13 protein-coding genes are annotated in these 14,338 nt (G+C 66.0%); 11 read left to right on the top strand and 2 right to left on the bottom strand.

Annotated features, from left to right (window positions below; translation table 11 throughout):
- Positions 1-154 precede the first annotated feature (154 nt).
- The 8 genes from IMZ29_RS22600 (at position 155) to IMZ29_RS05780 (ending at position 8,501) form a co-directional block, all read left to right on the top strand.
- Complete coding sequence (locus IMZ29_RS22600) at positions 155-439, top strand: hypothetical protein (protein WP_253206903.1); 285 nt, start codon at positions 155-157, stop codon at positions 437-439.
- Positions 432-2,111: a ParB family protein gene (locus IMZ29_RS05810; protein WP_004350508.1), complete on the top strand. Its 1,680-nt coding sequence runs from the start codon at positions 432-434 to the stop codon at positions 2,109-2,111. Before IMZ29_RS22600 ends, IMZ29_RS05810 begins: the two co-directional genes overlap by 8 nt.
- 14 nt (positions 2,112-2,125) lie before the next feature.
- Positions 2,126-2,686, top strand: a complete 561-nt coding sequence (locus tag IMZ29_RS05805; RefSeq protein ID WP_003090097.1) for a DUF2857 domain-containing protein — start codon at positions 2,126-2,128, stop codon at positions 2,684-2,686.
- A 3-nt stretch (positions 2,687-2,689) separates the two neighbouring features.
- The gene (locus tag IMZ29_RS05800) at positions 2,690-3,928 is read left to right on the top strand and encodes an STY4528 family pathogenicity island replication protein (RefSeq protein ID WP_003116837.1); all 1,239 of its coding nucleotides are present in this window, start codon (positions 2,690-2,692) and stop codon (positions 3,926-3,928) included.
- Between the two features lie 429 nt (positions 3,929-4,357).
- On the top strand, positions 4,358-5,149 hold the full coding sequence (locus tag IMZ29_RS05795; protein WP_003098981.1) for a PFL_4669 family integrating conjugative element protein: 792 nt from the start codon (positions 4,358-4,360) through the stop codon (positions 5,147-5,149).
- On the top strand, positions 5,146-5,673 hold the full coding sequence (locus tag IMZ29_RS05790; RefSeq protein ID WP_003098978.1) for a DUF3158 family protein: 528 nt from the start codon (positions 5,146-5,148) through the stop codon (positions 5,671-5,673). Before IMZ29_RS05795 ends, IMZ29_RS05790 begins: the two co-directional genes overlap by 4 nt.
- Before the next feature lie 73 nt (positions 5,674-5,746).
- Positions 5,747-6,187: a single-stranded DNA-binding protein gene (locus tag IMZ29_RS05785; protein ID WP_003098976.1), complete on the top strand. Its 441-nt coding sequence runs from the start codon at positions 5,747-5,749 to the stop codon at positions 6,185-6,187.
- Between the two features lie 283 nt (positions 6,188-6,470).
- Positions 6,471-8,501, top strand: a complete 2,031-nt coding sequence (locus IMZ29_RS05780; RefSeq protein ID WP_003116834.1) for a DNA topoisomerase III — start codon at positions 6,471-6,473, stop codon at positions 8,499-8,501.
- 723 nt (positions 8,502-9,224) lie between these two features.
- Here IMZ29_RS05780 and IMZ29_RS05775 read toward each other — a convergent pair.
- Positions 9,225-9,860, bottom strand: a complete 636-nt coding sequence (locus IMZ29_RS05775) for a cation efflux transmembrane domain-containing protein (RefSeq protein WP_003098972.1) — start codon at positions 9,858-9,860, stop codon at positions 9,225-9,227.
- 411 nt (positions 9,861-10,271) lie between these two features.
- Here IMZ29_RS05775 and IMZ29_RS22595 point away from each other — a divergent pair, with 411 nt between their 5' ends.
- Both IMZ29_RS22595 and IMZ29_RS22590 read left to right on the top strand, forming a co-directional pair.
- Positions 10,272-10,481 (top strand): sterol desaturase family protein, encoded by a 210-nt coding sequence (locus IMZ29_RS22595; protein ID WP_014747696.1) that lies wholly within the window; start codon positions 10,272-10,274, stop codon positions 10,479-10,481.
- 12 nt (positions 10,482-10,493) lie between these two features.
- On the top strand, positions 10,494-10,868 hold the full coding sequence (locus tag IMZ29_RS22590; RefSeq protein WP_055312603.1) for a DUF3703 domain-containing protein: 375 nt from the start codon (positions 10,494-10,496) through the stop codon (positions 10,866-10,868).
- Positions 10,869-10,935: 67 nt separating this feature from the next.
- On the opposite strand, the gene cadR is transcribed toward IMZ29_RS22590, so the two are convergent.
- A complete protein-coding gene (gene cadR / locus IMZ29_RS05765; RefSeq protein WP_003098965.1) occupies positions 10,936-11,334 on the bottom strand; it encodes a Cd(II)/Pb(II)-responsive transcriptional regulator in 399 nt (132 codons plus the stop codon).
- 91 nt (positions 11,335-11,425) lie between these two features.
- Between cadR and IMZ29_RS05760 the strand changes: the two genes are divergently transcribed.
- Entirely contained in the window at positions 11,426-14,338 is a 2,913-nt protein-coding gene (locus IMZ29_RS05760) for a heavy metal translocating P-type ATPase (RefSeq protein ID WP_003098961.1), read from the top strand.

The raw sequence follows: 14,338 nt of genomic DNA, 5'->3' as shown, positions 1-14,338 counted from the left end.
GGCGGCCCACGCCCGCGCACGTGAGCAGGCGGCAAGCCAGGAGAAAGCCCAGCTCGACAGCCTGCTGCGCGAGCGGCGCCAGACCGACGAGCAGATCGCCTTGCTGCTCGAACAGGTGCGGCGCGATCACCAGGACGACGAAGAGCTCGTGGAACTGACGGCGGCGCGCACGCGCGCGGCCGAGGACGCCGAGGTTGCCCACAAGCGGCTGCGCGCCCTGATCGAGTTCGCGGTCGGTGAGGGCTGGCACGTCAAGCGCACGCCGGGCGGGCACCTCAAGTTCACCAAGGCCGGCTGCGCGGCGATCTACACGAGTTCGACAGCGAGTGACCACCGGGCCGAATTGAACGCCCGTGCGCAGATCCGCCGCGCCGAGCGAGAGGCCCGCATGGCGCCGGCCGGCGGTCGTGGGGACTGCGAGGGGTGCGGCCATGGCTGACATGACCTCGCAGGACATGGCAGGCAAGCTGCTCGCGGCCGGCTTCGAGCGCAGCGGCCCAGCGGCTACGGCCTTGAGCGACCCGATCGCGGACACGCCCATGGTCGTGACGCTGGACCAGTTGCGGCCCTACGACCATGACCCGCGCATGAAGCGCAACCCGGCTTACGAGGAAATCAAGGCATCCATCCGCGAGCGCGGCCTGGACGCGGCGCCGGCCATCACGCGCAGGCCCGGCGAGGACCACTACATCATCCGCAACGGCGGCAACACGCGACTGGCGATCCTGCGCGAACTCTGGTCGGAGACCAAGGAAGAACGCTTCTTCCGCATATCGTGCCTGTTCCGACCATGGCCGGAGCGCGGTGAAATCGTCGCGCTGACCGGGCATCTTGCCGAGAACGAACTGCGCGGCGGCCTCACGTTCATCGAGCGCGCGCTCGGCGTCGAGAAAGCACGGGAGTTCTACGAGCAGGAGAGCGGCGCCGCCCTGAGCCAGTCGGAACTGGCCCGCCGCCTGGCGGCCGATGGCTTCCCCGTCCAGCGGTCGCACATCACCCGCATGGCCGACGCGGTGCGCTACCTGCTGCCCGCCATTCCCACTGTGCTCTATGGCGGCCTGGGGCGCCACCAGGTCGAGCGGCTGTCGGTCATGCGCACGGCCTGCAAACGCACCTGGGAGCACTACGCCAAGGACCGTTCGCTGCCGCTGGACTTCGACAGTTTCTTTCAGGAGGTGCTGGCGCAGTTCGACACGCAGGGCGACGAGTTCGCGCCGCAGCGCGTGCAAGACGAGCTGATCGGCCAGATGTCCGAGCTGCTGGGCATCGGCTACGACGTGCTGGCGCTGGACCTGACCGAATCGGAAAGCCGCCACCGGGCGCTGGTCAGTGACCCGACGCCACCTGCGGCGCAGCCGGCGTTGCCTTCGCCCACCGCCGGCACGCCGACTCCGCCGGGCGCAGCATCGTCCATCGCCACGCCTGCAGCGGCGGCCGGTCCTCCACCCGCCAGCCCTCCGGCGTCCGAGCCCACCTTGCGCCACGACGACACGGCGGTTGGCGAAGCGGCCACGGGAAGCCAGCCGGCCGCACCGGGCGATCTGCTTCGCGAGCACATCGTCTCGCCAGCACCGACGACAGAACGGCTCCAATCGATCCAGCGCATGGTCGCCGACCAGTTGGGCGATGCGCTGCCGCCCGACTTCTCGGCGAGCGTGCTGCAGTCCATCCCGGTGCAAGCCGGCGGACTCTATCCGATCTCCGACGTCTGGTACATCGACGCCGGCCTGGACACGCCCGATCGGCTGCGCATCCACATCGCGCAGTTCGCGCGCGAGATCGCCGGGGAGGCAGGCCTGGACGAGTGCATCGAGGATCGCGCCGATGGCATCGGGTTTGCGTGCCGCGCCCGCGGCCAAGCCCCGTCGCCGCTCGGTCGCGCGGTGCTGACGCTGCTCACTTCCCTGACGGGTCAGCCCGTCGCCGAAGCGGGCCTGGACGGCGCGCAGCTCGCCGCCGACCTGCCGACCCTGTTGCACGGCCAGAGCCAAGGCCATGGCAGCGGCGCAAGGCGCTTGAGCGACACGGCGTTGGTCAAGCTCTTTCGGCTGCTGCGCCTCGCCCGGCGTCTGCTGGACCTGGAAGCCGGCACCACGGCGCCCGGGACGTGAGCGAGGGAGGCCGCATGTCCACATCGCATCCGCTCAACCAGGCCGTGATTGCCCAGGCGCTGTATGACCTTCGCAACGGCCAACTGCGCCGCTGCAAGGCCATGGGCTTCGGCGAGGCCGAGCTGGATGCGCTCAAGCACCCCGCGCTGATCAGCGTGCTGGCCAACGCCAGCGTCTCGTGGTGCTCGGTCACGGTCAACCGCGAAGTGCTGCAGCGCCTGCTCAACCAGGCACAGGACGTGGAGAAGGAAATCGCCACGGTCGATCGCATGCTGCGGCTGGGGGCCAGCACGGAGATGGTCAGCCGCTTCTATGGCCTGACCCATCAGGAAGTCGCCCTGCGGCGGGAGATCCTCGGCCTGCCCAAGCGCAAGGGGCGCCACCCCGTCCTGGACGAGACCCAGGACACCGAACTGTGGCGGCAATGGAAAGCCGTGACCAGCAGCAGGAACGTCGATCTGGAGGACGAGACCTCGATTCTCGATGCGGCCATGGACCTGGCCGAGGGCATGTCGCTGCCGCTCTCGGTGGTCTGGGCCGCGATCAGGAACTGGGTCGATCAGGGATTGGGCTAGGCCATGGCCGTGGACGACACCGCCCCACGAGCCCAGCGCCCTGGCCCCATCGCACTCGCCGACCTGTTCGACGCTGCGCTGAAGGACCTCGCGCCCAAGTCCAGCTCTGGCGCTCCCGCGTCCCTGCCTGCTCCAACGCCCACGCCTCCTACGTCCGGCGACGCCTTCCTGTTCAGTGGCAATCGGCACGAGAGCGTGCCGCGGCGGCTGTTCCTCGACCGCCGCCTGACACCGCTGGAGCGCAACGCCTGGCAGGTGTTCCGATTGATGCTCAACGACGATGGCGTCACGGCATTTCCCACCTATGAGCAGTTGCGCCCCTGGCTGGCGTCGATGCCCTGCGCAGGCCAGGCCTCCCATGAGACCGTGGCGCGGGCGCTGACGCTGCTGCGCCTGACGCGCTGGCTGAGCCTCGTGCGACGACGGCGCGACCCCAAGACCGGTCGCATCCTCGGCAACCTCTACGTCCTGCACGACGAACCGCTGACGCCGTTCGAGGCGATGCAACTCGACGCCGACTACCTGGCCCTGGTCAGCCAGTCGCTGGGGCATTCGGCCAAGGCCGTCCAGGTGGTGGGACTCAACACCCTCCAGGAGATCGCGGACGACCCGATGCTGTCCGGACGCACCTTGCCGTCGCGGCTGCAAGTGCTCGCCGAGCGCCTGGCCGACCAGGGCATCACCGCCTCCGAAAGTTATCCACAGGAGGATGCGGTCCACGATTCCGAAGAAGGGCCCGCGAGCCTTCTTCGGAATGGCGATCGCCCATCTTCGGAATCCGAAGCAGGGCCGAAACCCGCGCCAGACGGCGCTCTTCGGAATTCGAAGCAGGACCGTACAGTACGTAGTAGTCGTATTGATGAAGTACGTACTACCGCGCAGGCGCGTGCGCTGGGCGACCTGCAATGGCCCAAGCGCTTCGCGGAACTGAAGGCGGAACAGCAGGCCGGAGCCAAGATGGCGTTGCAGCAGGTGGACGCTGCCCTGCGGCAGGCCGTGCTGGACGAATGGGCCGCACGGTGCGGCAAGCATGGCATCCGCAACCCCGCCGGTTATCTGTTCGGCATCATCCAGCGCGCCATGCGCGGCGAGTTCAATGCCTGGGCCAAGCAGACCGGCCCGGCACCGCCAACACCATCGGCGGCGCGAGCGCCACCAACCGAGCCGCCGCGCAACGTCGTGCCGCCCGAGGTGGCCCGGCAGCACATCGAGCGCCTGCGCGATCTGCTGCGCAAATCCTGAGCACAGGGCTTGTCAAAGCCGTGAAGTAGATCTCCATGGCGGTCGGCAGAAACGGTCCCCTGGGGACGGCTGTGCGGTGAAGCGCCGGGCGACGGCGCGACATGCTGCGCAAAACCTGAGTAGAGCGCATGCAAGACCATGAAGCAGACCTCCATGGCGCTCAACGGAACGGTCCCCTGGGGACGGCTGCGCGGCGAAGGATCGTGTCGAACGGCAGCGCGACGTGCGGTGCAGCACGCATACCGTCAACAACCGAGGACGGGAACGCCGATGTGAGTGCCCATCTGCGGAGCGGTCCCCAGGGGACCGTTGCGCGCTGCGCCGCCAGCGCGCACAGAACCGGGGGTCGGCTCATTTCGGTTTGTTGACTGACTGCCTTCCGCTGCATGCGGATGCTGGCGGCTCCCTGTCCACCAGCGAGCGATCACCATGGCAACCAGCAACGAACCATTGCAACTCAACCTCGGCTCCCTGCGCAGCGCGATGTCGCTGACGCTGCACACCCACCACGCCTCGCGCATCTGGCATGGCCGCGCCGCCGCCGAGGGGCGACCGGGCATCGTCGGCCTGAACGGCTACATCGCCGTCATGAACAAGATGAAGCGCGGCTCGGAGCAGGACGACCCATACAGCGACTGGTGGATGCTTCGCATCGAAGACAAGCTCGACCAGACCAGGACCACGCTGCAGACGCTGCGCGACCAGGTGGACCAGGCCCTGGCCGGCGTGCCCGCCGCGTTGACCCTGGGCGAGAACCTCAACGTGCAGCCCGTCAAGCTTCCGCTGTTCGTCAATGCGCAGTTGGGCTTTGCCGCCGTCTATCTCCTGGCCGACTACGACGACATCGCGCGCAAGCTGATCCTCGCCCACCACACCGCGCTGATCGATCGCTCGACGTTGGAGCGCTGGCTCAACGAAGGTGCCCACGCGCTGCGCAGCCTGTTCAGCCTGGCCCAGCAATACCGCTACTCGGGCTGCACCCGCGACGACTTCGCGGCCAAGAACGCCGCAGCTCGGGCAGCATTGGAGAAGTTCGGCGAACTGCCGCAGGACGTGCTCGAAGGCATGCGCCGCTCGAAGTTTGCGCCGCCCGTCGTGCGCCGTGGTCTGCAACAGCGTGGTGATAGCGCTGCCGCAGCCGCATCTCCCACCGACGAAGGCGCTGCCGCCGATTCGGCCGAGGCCAAGTCCACAGCCGCCGGCGAGGACGAACCGGCATGAGCGACCCGAACCGCGAACCGCGCTACTTCCGTCGTCTGGAACAGCCAGCCTTCATGCGGCTGGAACACGCGGCCTCTCTAAAAGGCCTTTTAAAGCCTTTTAAAGGTAAAGGGGACTTCGAGGCCTGGGCCAGCCAGTGCTTCGCCATGCGCGACGAGTTGATTGCCCTGGCGCAGCGACAGGTGCTGCCACAGGCGTGCGGGCATCCCTTCCACCTGCTTCCCGTCGAGCTGGCCCAGCAGACCACTGGCGCAGGCACGACCTTTCTTCGCTGGCGCAAGCACGATCGATCGGCCATGGGCGTGGCGTTGTGGCAGGAGCTGATGGCGAGCCCCAGCACGCCGGTCAACCTGCTGCACGACCTGCACGAGATCGAACTGCAGCGCGTCATGCTGAACATGCAGATCAGCCTGCTGCACACCCTGGGCAGGCAAGCACAGGAATGCGCCAGCAAGGCCGCGCAGGCGGACAACACCTACCTGCGCCGGCTCGCGTCCGTTCCTGCCGCAGTGCGCGATCGGTGATTGCGCCTGCCATCCGAGCACGCGCCCGAGCCCAACGAGGCACGGGTATTTCAACCACCACGGAGATTCCAACATGAGCACACAATTCATCGGCGAGGGCAACATCGGATCGCCTCCCGAGTACCGCGAATTCCCCAATGGCAACGACGATCCTCGCCGGTTGCTCCGGCTGAACGTGTACTTCGACAACCCCGTCCCCACCAAGGGCGGCGAGTTCGAGGACCGCGGCGGCTTCTGGGCGCCGGTGGAACTCTGGCACCACGACGCCGACCGCTGGCAGCAGCTCTACCAGAAGGGCATGCGGGTGCTGGTCGTCGGCCGCATGGAGCGCGACCCCTGGACGGACAACGAAGATCAGCCGCGTGAGACTTGGCAGGTCAACGCGCGCAGTGTCGGCATCCTGCCGTACCGCATCGAGTCTGTGGCCCTCAGCCCGAAGCCACAGGAGGCAGAGCCGAAGCCCCAGGCCACCCAGGAATCGACGGCGCCGAAAGAGACCAAGCGCAGGAAGTGATCGGGCATGGAGGGCGGCTGCCGCAGTGCTTCGCCGCCCTCCATGCGCTGCGAATTATCCCCAGGGGATAGCTCCACCAACGTCCACCGAGTTCCACGCGCGCTCCCGGAAATCGCGGCTCTCGGCCCGCACACTTCCGGCCACGCACCTTCCCCGCACTCGCCATTTCATCGGCGTGAAAGCGGTCGCTGCCGCATGCGGCTTGTTTGCTGCTGCCAGGGGCTGCGCTCGGCATCCTCGATCCCAGCAACTCCATGAACAACAGGAATCGGGATGGACGGATATGCGGCTGTTCTTGTGCGAGAAGCCCTCCCAGGGCAAAGACATTGGCCGGATTCTCGGCGCCACGCAGCGCGGTGAAGGCTGCCTCAACGGTTCCGGCGTCACGGTCACCTGGTGCATCGGCCATCTCGTGGAGGCGGCGCCGCCCGAGGCCTACGACGAGCAGCTCAAACGATGGTCCGTTGAGCAGTTGCCCATCATTCCCCAGCACTGGCGGGTCGAGGTCAAACCGAAGACCGCCACGCAATTCAAGGTCGTCAAGGCGCTCTTGGCGAAGGCGACTCACCTGGTTATCGCCACCGATGCCGACCGCGAGGGCGAATTGATCGCCCGCGAGATCGTGGAGCTTTGCGGCTACCGCGGCCCCATCGAACGCCTGTGGCTGTCGGCGCTCAACGATGCGTCCATTCGGGCGGCACTGGGCAAGCTGCGGCCTTCGGCCGAGACGCTTTCGATGTACCACTCGGCGCTGGCGCGCTCCCGTGCGGATTGGCTCGTGGGCATGAACCTGAGCCGGCTGTTCACGGTGCTGGGGCGACAGGCGGGTTACGACGGCGTGCTGTCGGTCGGCCGCGTACAGACCCCGACGCTCAAGCTCGTTGTGGACCGCGACCGCGAGATCGCGCGCTTCGTGTCCGTACCATACTGGGCCATCGCCGTGTCCCTGTTCGCAGGCGGTTCGACTTTCGCCGCGCAATGGGTTCCACCCGATGCGTGCACCGACGACGCAGGCCGCTGCCTGCGGCAGCCGGTCGCACAGCAGACCATGCAGCAGATCCGCGCTGCGGGCAGTGCCCACGTCGTGTCGGTGGAGACTGAGCGTGTCCGCGAAGGCCCGCCGCTGCCGTTCGACCTGGGCACCTTGCAGGAAGTGTGTTCCAAGCAGCTTGGGCTGGACGTGCAGGAAACCTTGGAGATTGCCCAAGCCCTGTACGAGACGCACAAGGCCACGACGTACCCCCGCTCGGACTCCGGCTACCTGCCCGAGAGCATGTTTGCCGAAGTGCCCACCGTTCTCGACAGCCTGCTCAAGACCGATCCCTCGCTGCGCTCGATCATGGGCCAGCTCGACCGCTCGCAGCGCTCGCGCGCCTGGAACGATGGCAAGGTCACGGCGCACCACGGCATCATCCCGACGCTCGAACCGGCGAAGCTCTCCGCCATGAGCGAGAAGGAACTGGCCGTGTACAGGCTCATCCGGTCGCATTACCTGGCGCAGTTCCTCCCTCACCACGAGTTCGACCGCACTGTGGCCAAGTTTTCGTGCGGGGGGCAGAACCTGGCGGCCACGGGCAAGCAGGTTGTCATCCCGGGTTGGCGCCAGGTGCTCGCCGAGCCGCAGGCCGAAGACGGTGATGGCGAGGGCGATACTGCGGTCCGCGCCCAGGTGCTGCCCGCGCTGCCGAAACTGTATGAGGGCCTGGCATGCCAGGTGGCCGACGTCGATCTCAAGGCACTCAAGACGCTGCCGCCCAAACCGTACACGCAAGGCGAGTTGGTCAAGTCCATGAAAGGCGTCGCCAAGCTGGTGTCCGATCCCCGCCTGAAGCAGAAGCTCAAGGATACGGTTGGCATCGGCACCGAAGCGACGCGGGCCAACATCATCGGCGGCCTGATCGCTCGCGGCTACCTCGTGAAGAAGGGGCGCGCCATCCGCGCCTCGGATGCGGCTTTCACTTTGATCGATGCCGTGCCTGCGGCGATTGCCGACCCTGGCACCACCGCCGTCTGGGAACAGGCGCTCGACATGATCGAGGCCGGACAGCTCACCCTGGACGTGTTCATCGGCAAGCAGGCCGCGTGGATTTCGCAGTTGATTGCGCAGTACGGCAGCGCCTCCCTGTCCATCAAGGTTCCCCAAGGGCCGGCATGCCCGCAGTGCGGCGCACCCACGCGCCAGCGCAGCGGCAAGAGCGGCCCGTTCTGGTCGTGCAGCCGCTACCCGGACTGCAAAGGCACGCTGCCAGTCGAATCCGGCAGCTCCAAGCGCGGCGCCTCGCGCCCGCGCCGTAGCGGCCGCAAAGGCTCCTGACCGACCCCGTTCCCCGTGAGCCGTGCCCGCCTTCGGCGGCGTGGCCCCTGTCCCGCACTCCGCCGCATGCCCTGCGGGACGCCCAGCGCGCAACGCCTTCTTGATCCGTGTGCGCGTCCCGCCCAGCCGTCCCCGGCCGCGGGACCTGAAGGTAGCTTCTCTGCGAGCCGCACCACGCGCGTTCTGTTGATCTGCGTTTCTTCCGCCCTCTGCGAAGGGTCTCCCGGTGGCTTGCCAGGCTGCACGAGCCACCGGGAGACCCTTCGTGGTCAGCGGTAATCGGTGCCGGTGCCCGCCGGTGCAAAAACGGGCTCCCTTTGTGCGCGGATGTGCGCCAGACGATGCCGGCCCCAGCCACGACATGGGCCGGGTGTGATTGCTTGATGAGCAGACGGTTCTAGCGACGACCGGGCCTGCCAATCAGCCCACGGGTGGTTCCTCTTTTCTCCCGAGCCGAAGGCCGTTGGGCCTTCGGCGCCATTCTCCTGCCCATCAACGTCCCGGCCCGGCCATTGGCCTGGGCCACACGAACAGGAGAGACGACATGCACCCTCAACCTTGCGCACCGCTGCTGTACGGCAGACGGAGGTCGAGAACGGCATGCCCGCCTATCGCGCGGCCATCGCCAATGGTACGCTCGGCTGCAGCCGAGGCCGTAGCCCAAAGGCTGGACTACCTCTTTTGCAGAGGTAAACCTCGGGATGAACTGGGCGAAAACATGCCTTATGTGCCCGCCTTACGGCGAGCTGTTTCCGATGCTTCGCGCAGGATTTCCCGCCCCCCATTCGCTGCGATTGCGGCCACGATGACGCCCAGCACCAGATCCGGGATGTTCGACCCGAACCCCATCACCAGCACCCCGGACAGCACAATCGCACCATTGACGATGGAGTCGTTGCTGGTAAAGATCGCTGACGCCTTGAAGTTCACATCTTCCCCGCGATGGCGGCGCAGTAGTCTGAGGCACACTAGGTTCAAAGCCGCGTTCAGCGCGGCCATGGCCATCATGGCTGGGCCGACAGGCTCTTCCCCTCCAGCGAAGCGGCGTAGGACTTCCAACAGCAGCAGCGCGGCCAGGCCGATTAGCAAGAAACCCGACAAGCGGGCCGCGCCCACCTTGACCGTTGCCGCACGACCGACGGCATACAGGCTAACCGCATAGACCGACGCATCGGCGAGGTTGTCCAACCCGGCGCCCATCAGCGCCGTAGAGCCAGCCCAGATGCCAAGGGCAATGCCGGCGGCGGACTGCGTCAGGTTGATCAGCAACACAGTCAGAAGAATCTTTCGGTCCTTCGCATCGCTCGCATCTAGGCGGCCCAACTCGTCGTTTTCGTGATTTCTGTGGTTTTCAGCCATGCATTGTTCCTTCCAAATCGATGGATGCTGAAGCCTGTAGCGGCTGGAGAGTCAAGGCGCAGATGCAACGAACTTGCCACAGGGTCTTCCCGGACGCCCTTGACTCTACCGTAGCTAGAAGGTTTTCCAATCCAGTCAGAGCTTTAGGACAGAACAGATGAGCACCAATGCGCCCCCTTCATTGCGACTGTCATCCGGTATGGCTGCTATCCACTGATCCGTGGCGCCACTGCGGTTGTGCTCTTCGGCGAGCTCGCGACCGGCCGGCCGTCTTTTCCGACGGAGCTACTCACAGTGATCGTCGCGCTCGCTTGTGCCGCCTTGCTAGAGGGCGGGCGGCCTTTCCACTCCCCGTTGAGCCAGTAGCGGCGTTCCAAGCTGTGGTTGGCCGTCGGCGCATGGCTCGGCTTCTTGGTCGTGCATCTGGCCTTCCAGCACTCCAATCTGGGATACCGGGTCGGGCCGTTGGGATTGTTGATCGGGGTGGCTGAAGCCCATCGCTGGCATCACAAGCGTGAGCACGAAGACGCCCAAGTCAACTACGGCGATTTCTGGATGCCCGGGGGCCACTTGTTCAGCGCTTTCCGGTCGCAAAAGCACACGCTGGGCGCCAAAGAGTGACACTCAAGAAAGATGGACTTTCCAATGGACTACGGCCCGCAGCTTGTCTATCCCTTCCGGAGCCGGCCAGCAGCGGCAAACGCTTGCGCTGCTGGCTATACGATCTTGCCCACGTCGCATTCTTGCGCGAGTCGGGCCTTGCGGCTTCTTGCGAAGCGATCGCGAGTTGCGTGGCGTGCCCATGAGTCGGGCCGCGTCGTGGCGCACTGCTACCTTGGCCTGCACCTGCACCTGCGCAGCCACGCCGCGATGCTCGGTCTGGCCTGGAGAACCCGTAAAGTGGCGGAGATTGCGGCGCGCAGGTCGTCCGGCTCGCGCTGGCTCCTGTGGGCCACGCCCTCGGTCGCACGCCGTCTCAAAACGTCAGAACCGCGCGCTTTCGCATGATGGAGCGCGGCACGTGGCTCTCAGAACTGGACCCGATCACTTCCAGCACCGATGACACGCTCGAGCTTCAGGCGGGCTCGGCCAAGCTGTTGAGAATGCCGCACTCGCGCGAGGTTCGGGCGCTATCGCAGGAGCGTCGCAGATCCATTAACTCGCGCTCCAAGGCGCGCAATTCCTTCATCTTGGTCCGCACTTGCGCGATATGAGCGTCGACCAGCGCGTTCACCTCGCCGCAGCCCAACTCTGGCCGATCCCGTAAGTTCAGCAGTTGACGGATCTCATCCAGCGTCATGTCCTTCGCCCGGCAGCGGCGGATGAACAGCAAGCGCTGCAAATGGACTTCGTCATAGAGCCTGAAGTTGCCCTCGCTACGTGCAGGCTCGGGCAGCAAGCCTTCTGACTCGTAAAAGCGCACGGTCTGCACCAAGCAATCTGCCTTCTTGCCCAGTTCACCGATCCGCATCATGGTTGCTTCCTATAAAAAACTTGACTCTATATCTACTAGAGGTTTTCTAATGATGGCATCCGGGGAAAACCTTGTCAATGAAGAGCGATCTATGAACAAAGAACCTTCCAGCCCATGCGCCTGCTCCGGCGGCAATGGCCAACAGACGGCGTGCGCCAGTGAGCAGGCCAGCACTGAAACCACCGTTTTCCACGTGAGCAACATGGATTGCCGCAATGAGGAAGCACTGGTGCGGCGAACGCTGGAGGGCATGCCCGGTGTCGAGCGGCTCCTGTTCGATCTTCCGCAGCGTTTGTTGACCATTTCGCACCGCGAAGTCTCGGCCGATGCCTTGGAGCAAGCGCTGAATTCGGTGGGCATGAAGGCTCAGGCTGTCCGAGACGCCGCCGTGTCGACCACCTACCGCATCGAGAACATGGACTGCCCGAGCGAGGAGAAACTCATCCGCTCGCACCTCGGGGCAGTCGAGGGAATTCAGGACCTCGACTTCGACCTCGCTGAGCGCACCCTGTCGGTGAAACACCTCGCTCAGGCACGCGCGCAGATGGAGCAGGTCCTGGCCTCGATCGGCATGCGCGCCAAGGAGCAGACCTTCGGCCACACGGGGCCGATCGAAGCCGCGGCTGTGATCCCATCCTCGGCCCTGCAGCAGCAACCAACCGCTGCCGTTTCCGCGCCGCCGATCGGCGAGCGGGTGACGTACCGGATCGAGAACATGGATTGCCCGACGGAAGAAGCGCTGATCCGCGACCGGCTGGGCAAGCTGCCGGGTGTGACCGCGCTCGACTTCAATCTGATGCAGCGTGTGCTGGGAGTCCAGCACACGCTGGCGACCTCAGCGCCGATCGAGAAGGCGCTTGCTTCCATTGGAATGCAGGCTGCGCGGCAGGACATGCAGACAGCCACCACGGTACTTCGCATCGCGAAGATGGACTGTCCGACCGAGGAAAGTCTGATCCGCGGCAAGCTGCAAGGCATGCCGGGCGTGCAGGGAATGGATTTCAACCTGATGCAGCGCACGCTCACGGTTCGGCACACACCCGACGCGATCAAGCCGGCAGTCGAAGCCATCGAATCGCTGGGCATGGAAGCCGAGGTCCAGAGGACTGATGAGCCGCGCGATGCCCCGGTGGCCGCGCACAAGACCAATTGGTGGCCGATGGCGGTTTCGGGCGTTGCGGCGGTGGCCGCCGAAGGCGTGTACTGGGTCAACGACGGCAATCATTGGGCCGTGATCGTGCTGGCACTGGTTTCGATCTTCACCGGCGGCCTCAGCACCTACAAGAAGGGCTGGATCGCGCTGAAGAACCTCAACCTGAACATGAACGCCCTGATGGCCATCGCGGTCACCGGCGGCATGGCGATCGGCCACTGGCCGGAGGCCGCCATGGTCATGTTCCTGTTCGCGTTGGCGGAAGTGATCGAGGCGAAGTCGCTGGACCGCGCCCGCAACGCCATTCGGGGGCTGATGGACTTGGCGCCCGAGACCGCGACCGTGCGGCAGGCCGATGGCTCATGGACAGAGCTGCCGGCCAAGGAGGTCGCAAAGGGCGCGGTGGTCCGCGTGCGTCCTGGCGAGCGCATCGCACTGGACGGCCTGATCACCTCGGGTCGATCGGCCATCAACCAGGCGCCCATCACCGGCGAGAGCCTGCCCGTCGAGAAGGCCGAAGGTGACCAGGTCTTCGCCGGAACCATCAATGAGACCGGCTCTTTCGAATACAAGGTGACCGCAGGCGCCAGCGACTCGACGCTCGCGCGCATCATCCATGCCGTGGAGTCCGCGCAGGGCAGCCGTGCGCCCACGCAGCGCTTCGTCGACCAGTTCGCCCGCGTCTACACGCCGGCGGTGTTCGCGGTGTCCGTGCTGGTTGCCGTCGTGCCGCCGCTCGCCTTCGGCGGCGCATGGTTTGACTGGGTCTACAAGGCCCTGGTACTGCTGGTGATCGCCTGCCCCTGCGCTCTGGTCATCTCCACGCCGGTCACCATCGTCAGCGGCTTGGCCGCTGCCGCCCGACGCGGCATCCTGATCAAGGGTGGCGTCTACCTGGAGGGCGGGCGCAAGCTCAAGGCGTTGGCCCTGGACAAGACCGGCACACTCACACATGGCAAGCCCGAGCAGACCGACTTCGTGCCGCTGATCGGCGAGGCGCAGGAAGTTGCCGCCTGGGCCGCAAGCCTCGCGGCACGCTCGGACCATCCTGTGTCTCAGGCCATCGCCCGCAAGGCGAACCGTGACGGCATCGCGCTGCACGAGGTCGACGACTTCGCGGCGCTGCCTGGCCGCGGCGTGCGCGGCCGCGTCGCCGGGCGCATGTTGCACATGGGCAACCACAGGCTCGCCCAGGAGCTGGGCCTGAGCGAAGCGACGCTCCAGGCTCGGCTGGAGACCCTGGAGCGCCAAGGCAAGACAGCGATCCTGCTGATGGACGATGCGACCGTGCTCGGCATTTTTGCAGTGGCCGACACCGTGAAGGAAACCAGCCGTGAGGCGGTGGCCGACCTGCAGGCGCTGGGTGTGCGCACGCTGATGCTGACGGGGGACAACCAGCACACGGCCGCGGCCATCGCTGCCCAGGTCGGAATCTCTGAAGCCCGTGGTGACCAACTGCCCGAAGACAAGCTCAAGACCATCGAAAGCCTGGTCGGCGGCGAGGGCCAGGTGGGCATGGTGGGCGACGGCATCAACGATTCGCCCGCGCTCGCCCGTGCCGACATCGGCTTCGCCATGGGCGCGGCCGGCACCGACACCGCGATCGAAACAGCCGACGTCGCCCTGATGGACGACGACCTGCGCAAGATCCCCGCCTTCATCCGGCTGTCGCGTAGCACTGCGGCGATCCTCACGCAGAACATCGTTCTGGCCCTTGGCATCAAGGCGGTGTTCCTTGCGTTGACGTTCACAGGGCATGCCACCATGTGGATGGCTGTGTTCGCTGACATGGGGGCAAGTCTTTTGGTTGTCGTCAATGGGCTGCGCCTCCTGAAGTTCAAGGCGGCATGA

It is taken from the genome of Verticiella alkaliphila (assembly GCF_018904615.1).
GTDB lineage: Bacteria > Pseudomonadota > Gammaproteobacteria > Burkholderiales > Burkholderiaceae_B > Verticiella > Verticiella alkaliphila.
Note: the sequence above shows the minus strand (reverse complement) of the source record. Positions and strands in the feature narration are given on the sequence as shown.

Excerpts from the sequence above, each read along its gene's own strand:
- IMZ29_RS05810 (WP_004350508.1), top strand. The coding sequence starts at position 432 with ATGGCTGACATGACCTCGCAGGACATGGCAGGCAAGCTGCTCGCGGCC.
- IMZ29_RS05805 (WP_003090097.1), top strand. The coding sequence starts at position 2,126 with ATGTCCACATCGCATCCGCTCAACCAGGCCGTGATTGCCCAGGCGCTG.
- IMZ29_RS05800 (WP_003116837.1), top strand. The coding sequence starts at position 2,690 with ATGGCCGTGGACGACACCGCCCCACGAGCCCAGCGCCCTGGCCCCATC.
- IMZ29_RS05795 (WP_003098981.1), top strand. The coding sequence starts at position 4,358 with ATGGCAACCAGCAACGAACCATTGCAACTCAACCTCGGCTCCCTGCGC.
- IMZ29_RS05790 (WP_003098978.1), top strand. The coding sequence starts at position 5,146 with ATGAGCGACCCGAACCGCGAACCGCGCTACTTCCGTCGTCTGGAACAG.
- IMZ29_RS05785 (WP_003098976.1), top strand. The coding sequence starts at position 5,747 with ATGAGCACACAATTCATCGGCGAGGGCAACATCGGATCGCCTCCCGAG.
- IMZ29_RS05780 (WP_003116834.1), top strand. The coding sequence starts at position 6,471 with ATGCGGCTGTTCTTGTGCGAGAAGCCCTCCCAGGGCAAAGACATTGGC.
- IMZ29_RS05775 (WP_003098972.1), bottom strand. The coding sequence starts at position 9,860 with ATGGCTGAAAACCACAGAAATCACGAAAACGACGAGTTGGGCCGCCTA.
- IMZ29_RS22590 (WP_055312603.1), top strand. The coding sequence starts at position 10,494 with ATGGACTTTCCAATGGACTACGGCCCGCAGCTTGTCTATCCCTTCCGG.
- cadR (WP_003098965.1), bottom strand. The coding sequence starts at position 11,334 with ATGATGCGGATCGGTGAACTGGGCAAGAAGGCAGATTGCTTGGTGCAG.
- IMZ29_RS05760 (WP_003098961.1), top strand. The coding sequence starts at position 11,426 with ATGAACAAAGAACCTTCCAGCCCATGCGCCTGCTCCGGCGGCAATGGC.